This window comes from Variovorax sp. WDL1 (assembly GCF_001541225.1).
Lineage (GTDB): Bacteria > Pseudomonadota > Gammaproteobacteria > Burkholderiales > Burkholderiaceae_C > Variovorax.
The window spans coordinates 1-5515 of record NZ_LMTS01000220.1 but is presented as its reverse complement, the minus strand read 5'-3'; the positions used below and the strand labels follow the sequence as shown (position 1 = coordinate 5515).

The window sequence follows — 5515 nt, the reverse complement described above, 5'->3', positions numbered from 1 at the left end:
ACCATCTGCTGAGCGTTTGCCCCCACGTAGCCACGGTGGTGCCAAGGGTCGTGCCGCACGCGGTCATGACGCCGGTCGACGGCCACCTTGGAGGCATCGGATAGAACAACGAGTTTTGTGCATTCTCCCGCGAACAGGTTTCGTCACCGAGGCAGGCCGGCAGAACAACATGTCGCTGCCGGAGACGATGGCGATCACAGGGCACCAGAGCGTGGCGCCGTGTTCCGGTGCAACGATGACACGTGCCATTCTTCACATTCGCGGAGACAACGTTATTGAACATAAGCATCGGCGCGGCTAGCAGCGGCAGCTTGGAAGTAGCCTCGGCATCCGTGACGCCGTTGCTGTTGGAGTGCCCCATTCGTGCGAGCACTGCCAACCTTTCAATTTGGTCAAAGCCTCGCATCCCTTTCCCTGCGGCGATTGCATGCCAATCTGGGCCAGCGACCTGAACGCGTGACGACGACGAGAACGCCGGGGCGCGCGCCGGGCGCTGTTGGAACGAACTCCACGTCTGGTGCGTAGCAAGTCGGTCGCGATTCGGCCGGGTCGGAACTCGCCAACGCGATCGCCCGCGGTTAAACGCATACGCTGCAAGGCCGCCCGACGACGCCACCGCTTGAAAAGGATCCCCGCAACCTCCCGCGGAGTACGTTCATTTAGTGCAAATAAATCCAATTCGCAATTGAAGGCACGCCGTTAACATTGATCGCAAACATCATGTAGTAGCCTTGTTGAGCAAGTGAATGTGGATGCCCGCCATGCGGTGCCGTCAAGGTCAAACGCGTAGGATTGACGTGATCATGGATGTATGGCATCTCAAGAACTTTCTGCTCAGTGTCTGTTTCGTGCGTTACAGCCATCGGCCTAACGAGAACCACTTTAACAATTGACGGTGCGTCCGGCGATTCAATGACAAAGCTTTGCCCGTGATGCACTAATGCAGGCGCATTAGAGATTATGGGTCTCGCGCCACCGAACAAATAGGGCGGACTGTAGATTTCGATCGATGTGTTGTTCCAACCCGCCATCATCACTTGTCCGCTCGGCAGTAGCAACGCTACCGAATGGTAATCCCTGATGGATGGCAATGCGGCCATTGGAGACCATGAATTGGTTTGCGGATTGAACATTGTACAGGGCGAGTTACTTCGCTGAATACCACCGCACACAAATACATTACCATCGGGCAGCACCACCGCGCTGCAAAGACTTCGATGTTCGCCGTCCGGAAATGCCTGGGCCGGCCCCCAGTTCATTGCCGGCGACAATGAAGTCGCGTCAATGATTTCGTAGGTGTTGTTGGTGGAAGCATCCGCACCGCCGACGACAAGGATACGAACATAAGGAGCCGTGTTGCTCAACAAGACGACGGACATGCCTTTTGTCCGATCCGGCATGGAGGGAGAAACGGGTGCGATGCTATTCCAGATCCCCGTATTGGCTCCGGTGAAGATGAAATAGCCAGATTGATCATCACCCGCGAAAGGCCCACCGCCCGCTCCGGCGCTTGCCCACCCCGTTCTTGAATAAAAGACGCTGTGATTGGGCAGCAAATGAAGACCAGGGTACAAATTGGGAAATGGCTTGTCATCCCCTGATGTCACTTCCGAAAAACTATCGGAGGCCTCATCATAGATTTCCATGTCACCACCACCGTGGCCGCAGACAACCAGAATCTCGTGACTATTACCGATACGCTGGTCACCCAATGTCAAGGTAGTTGGGTACCACCGAGCATGGGCCATGCTGCCGGCAGTCCTCGTCCATATCTTGCTGGTCGGGTCGAATTTGTAGCCCCACTTTGCTTTCGAATGGGGTCCATATCCACCCCCACCAAGAACCAGTAGCCGTCCATCCGACAGAAAGGAATGCCCACCGCATAGCACTGAGTAGCCTGCCGCTGCATCAGGTACTTGGTGAGGCTGGTTGATCGGGTCTTCAAAGGCAGCCGGAGTTGCATCGTCCGGATTCCAAAGCATTGTTGTTTCATCTGCTGTGATGAATAGAACCTTGCCGGTGTGCAACAGCGCGGCGTGAACGACGCCATCGTAGCCACCCGGCCCCCGGCGGGGGATGCTTTGAGGGAAAACTGCCCAGCTTCCATAAAACATATTGCTGAAATGGTGTAGCAAGGCATTCAAATGTCGACGATCAAACACCTTGAGGCTCAGTAATTCTCTAAGATTTCGGAACCCAAGCGGATATTCTTGATCTCTGAATTCAAGAATCTCTTTGGCCACTTCAAAATCCAGGATATTTCTTTGTTTTAGCTTCAATTCCTCGGGGTTGTCTTCATGAATAGGGTCGATTTCTGGATTGGGAGGAAGCACTCTTTCGCGCGCCAGATCTTCGGGTTGAACGGCTTCATTCAGGAAGTTGAGAATTCTTCGATGGATAGCAGGGTCTAGCTTGAATGTTTTTGCTTCGAGGTTCGTCTGAGAAGATGTTTCCTGTGTAGTCATTTATTGACTCCTAATTGATAGGGTTGCAAAAATAGATGCCCTGTTACCGCAACCCAGCAAGTAACAGATCCCCCTCGCGCGCTCATTGCAACTGCGATCTCAAGCAAAGACAGCTCCGCCCGATCGTTTGTGCGTCGGCGCGATCTGGAAGGAAGGAAGTTGGACTGCGCGGGCCACCGTGACCGCGCCAGAAGCTGTCCAGAGCCAGCTCGGATGAACACCATGCAGAGTGGGTCGCCCAACGGCGAGCCTGATCCGCCGTAGCAGCGTCGCCGTTCCCTGCCTGGAGCGCCGCCGCATGCGCATGGCGAAAGCTGAGCCAGGATGTGCTCGCCTGCATGGCCGAACTTCAGTTAGCGGTGCTTGGTCTTGGCTGCCGGCACACCCTACCAGTTCACCGGCTTCAGGTCGGGCCCGACGATGTGATCGGGCTGGGCCGGGCCGGCATCGTTCACGTCATGCGTGAAGTGAGCGCCGTACCAGACCACGACATCGTGGTTCGATATGGCTTCGCCGTTGACCCATTGGTCGAGGTTGGCTTCGTAGGGCGGCCCGATCGCGATGGAACCGTCGTCGATCTCGCTGCCCCTGTAGCGCAGGATCCAGACATCGCCGCGGCCGAAAGGGGCGTCCGGCGCGGCGCTGGCGACGCCATCGTTCGCGTTCGGGACGATCTCGTAGCCCTCGCCGCTGACGGTGTTCTCGACGCGCCACTTGCGCTTGCGCGCAAAGTCGCGCGGCCTGCGGATTTCGAACACCTTGCTGTGCCACTTGCTCGACCCCGCCAGCGGTGGATCATTGAATTCCCGCACACGGTTGTTGCTCGCGGTCCGGATATCGAAATCCAAGCGCCAGTAGACGTGGTGGTGATGCACGTTGCACACGCACTGACTTTCGACGGCAGCAAAGCCGAAGCGCGGACGGATCGTGCCGTTGGTGCCGAGGCGCCACTCGCTGACGTAGCGGTACCAGCCCGCTTCCATTTCACTGACGAGGACTACCTCGTTGCCGCGCAAGTAAATGCCGACACCGAGAAAGTTGCCGGTGTCGGAGCCCGTGTCCAGGATTGTCAAGGCGGGCGCTGTGCAGAGGCGAAAACCCGGCGCCACGTTGCTGCCCTGTGCCTGGATCATGCCTTCCTGGTACTGCCAGTCGCGGTAGGGACCGCAGGCGTTCTGGTCGTACTTGACGTTGAGGATCGGCACGTGGGCGCGGTACAGGACGCGCTTGCCCTTGTAGTCGACGAAGCGCAGCTCGACGCCCGAACCATTGGTGCCGCTCGAGGCGGCCGGCCGCACTGCGAGGAAACGCCACAGAGTCTGACCGCCCTGGCTCACCGTCACCCAGACCTGACCGGCGGTGCCCTTGTCGGCCGTTGTCTGGTTGGCATCGTGCGGCACACCGCACAAGCCACTTGGATGGGGGTGAGCGTTGCCCGGTGCTCGACCCTCGAATCGGGTCAGCGCGCGCGCGGCAAGATCGACGGCGACGATTTCGTGCTCCGCGTTCTGGCCCCGTGGCAGCAGCCCGACCGTGATACGGCGTTCGATGCTTCCGTCGGGCAATTCGGTCAGCGACAGAGCCGGGATCGGTTGATAGGGTTCCAGATGGCCGGCAGCGAGAGCAGCGCCCAAAGCTGCATCACGATGCACGATCTTCACGGCGGCAGCGAACTCGGCATCCGACGGCGGCGGAGGCAAGGCTGATTCCGTTAGCGACAGCTTGCGCGGCGCACTCAGCAGACCATCGGCGAAGACGGTGCGATGACGTTTGTCGTCGTACAGGGTGGCGCGAAATGCGCGCGGCGGCTTCGGCCTGCCGCTCTTGACCGGGGCGTCCTCCTCCAGCGCCTCGACATAAAGGAGCCGCGCCTTTGAGTGCCCGATGTAATCGAGCAGTGCAGGATTCAGCACCACGCGCTCGCCGATCGCCGCCAGTTCCTCGCTGGTCGGGCCGTACGGCTTGACTGTGATCATGATCCCGCGGGCAGACGAGTCTTTGGATGCGCTTGGCTTGGCCATGCTGTCCTCGCTTTTCTTAGACGGGTGTTGAGCGACGGGCACAGTGCGTCTCGCCTCGCCCTAACACTGATGGCAAGGACGACGAAGAAATCCTACGCGCGCCACCTGACGCCTGCATCCCCCGTTTGATGGAATGCCGAATGGCCATCCAAGTAGCCAGCTCGACGGGAAAGCGGCCTTTCAGGCGGGGGAAGCCCGAAGGCATTTGGCCTAACTGGAAAGATCCTTAACGCGCCACCTTCATGCGCTCGAACTCATTGGGCTTCATATTGAGGTAAGTCGCTTCGATCCATCTCATGGAGTTGGCGCGAATACCGCTCGGTGCTGTCGAACCATTTGCCGAGACGTTCTTCGAGTTGCTGGTCGCCCGGGAGCGTCCAGGTACGCGTCGATGGCGAGGTAGTAGCGCATCGTGTTGCGCTCCACGACGCCTCGCATTCCGCTGACGTAGTCCGGCCGCCCTGCCGAATCCTGCCCGTTACCACGAATCCAACCTTACCGCTTCCAATCGTTGCAAGGTAGATCTGCATCGCGAGACGCGCCACCATCCGGTCGCGTAAGCGTAGGCGAGGTGATGAAGATCTTGCCGTCATCGAGCGGCGCGGCTTCGAGCTCAATGCGATAGTCGCGGGTCGCTGCAGTGCGAGCATCGTCTGCCCTGTCCGCACAGCACTGACCGGCAACCTGCATGAGTGGCATCAACGACACCGCCTACCCACTCCGCCAGACGCAGGCCGAGTACACCGCTGCGCGCCCGGCAATGGAACGCGGCGCCACGCGACTTCCACGGATTGCCCATTGCCGCGGTGGCGAGATGCTCAAAGCCTCGGGCAAGCGCTTGACGACCGGAGCGTCCCTCTAGTCGGGTTAGGCCATCCAGACCCAGACCCCGGCGTCTCCGAAGCCGACAATGTCCGCACGACCGTCGCCCGACACGTCGGAGAGGAAGCGCGGGTGCCGTTCGACACGCCATCCCCCGGCGTTGTAGCCGAAGTTTCCAAGGACCATCTGGGGTGCCTGGAAGGTGCC

Annotated in this window: 3 protein-coding genes; 1 reads left to right on the top strand and 2 read right to left on the bottom strand. The window is 59.3% G+C overall.

What is annotated here, in order from left to right; genetic code table 11:
- Nucleotides 1–659: 659 nt before the first annotated feature.
- A complete protein-coding gene (locus APY03_RS40670; RefSeq protein ID WP_083944591.1) occupies nucleotides 660–2465 on the bottom strand; it encodes a galactose oxidase-like domain-containing protein in 1806 nt (601 codons plus the stop codon).
- Nucleotides 2466–2851: 386 nt separating this feature from the next.
- Nucleotides 2852–4441, bottom strand: coding sequence for a copper amine oxidase (locus APY03_RS27425; RefSeq protein WP_162487223.1), 1590 nt, complete (start codon nucleotides 4439–4441; stop codon nucleotides 2852–2854).
- A 733-nt stretch (nucleotides 4442–5174) separates the two neighbouring features.
- Here APY03_RS27425 and APY03_RS41835 point away from each other — a divergent pair.
- Complete coding sequence (locus APY03_RS41835; protein ID WP_157103470.1) at nucleotides 5175–5348, top strand: hypothetical protein; 174 nt, start codon at nucleotides 5175–5177, stop codon at nucleotides 5346–5348.
- Nucleotides 5349–5515: the final 167 nt, after the last annotated feature.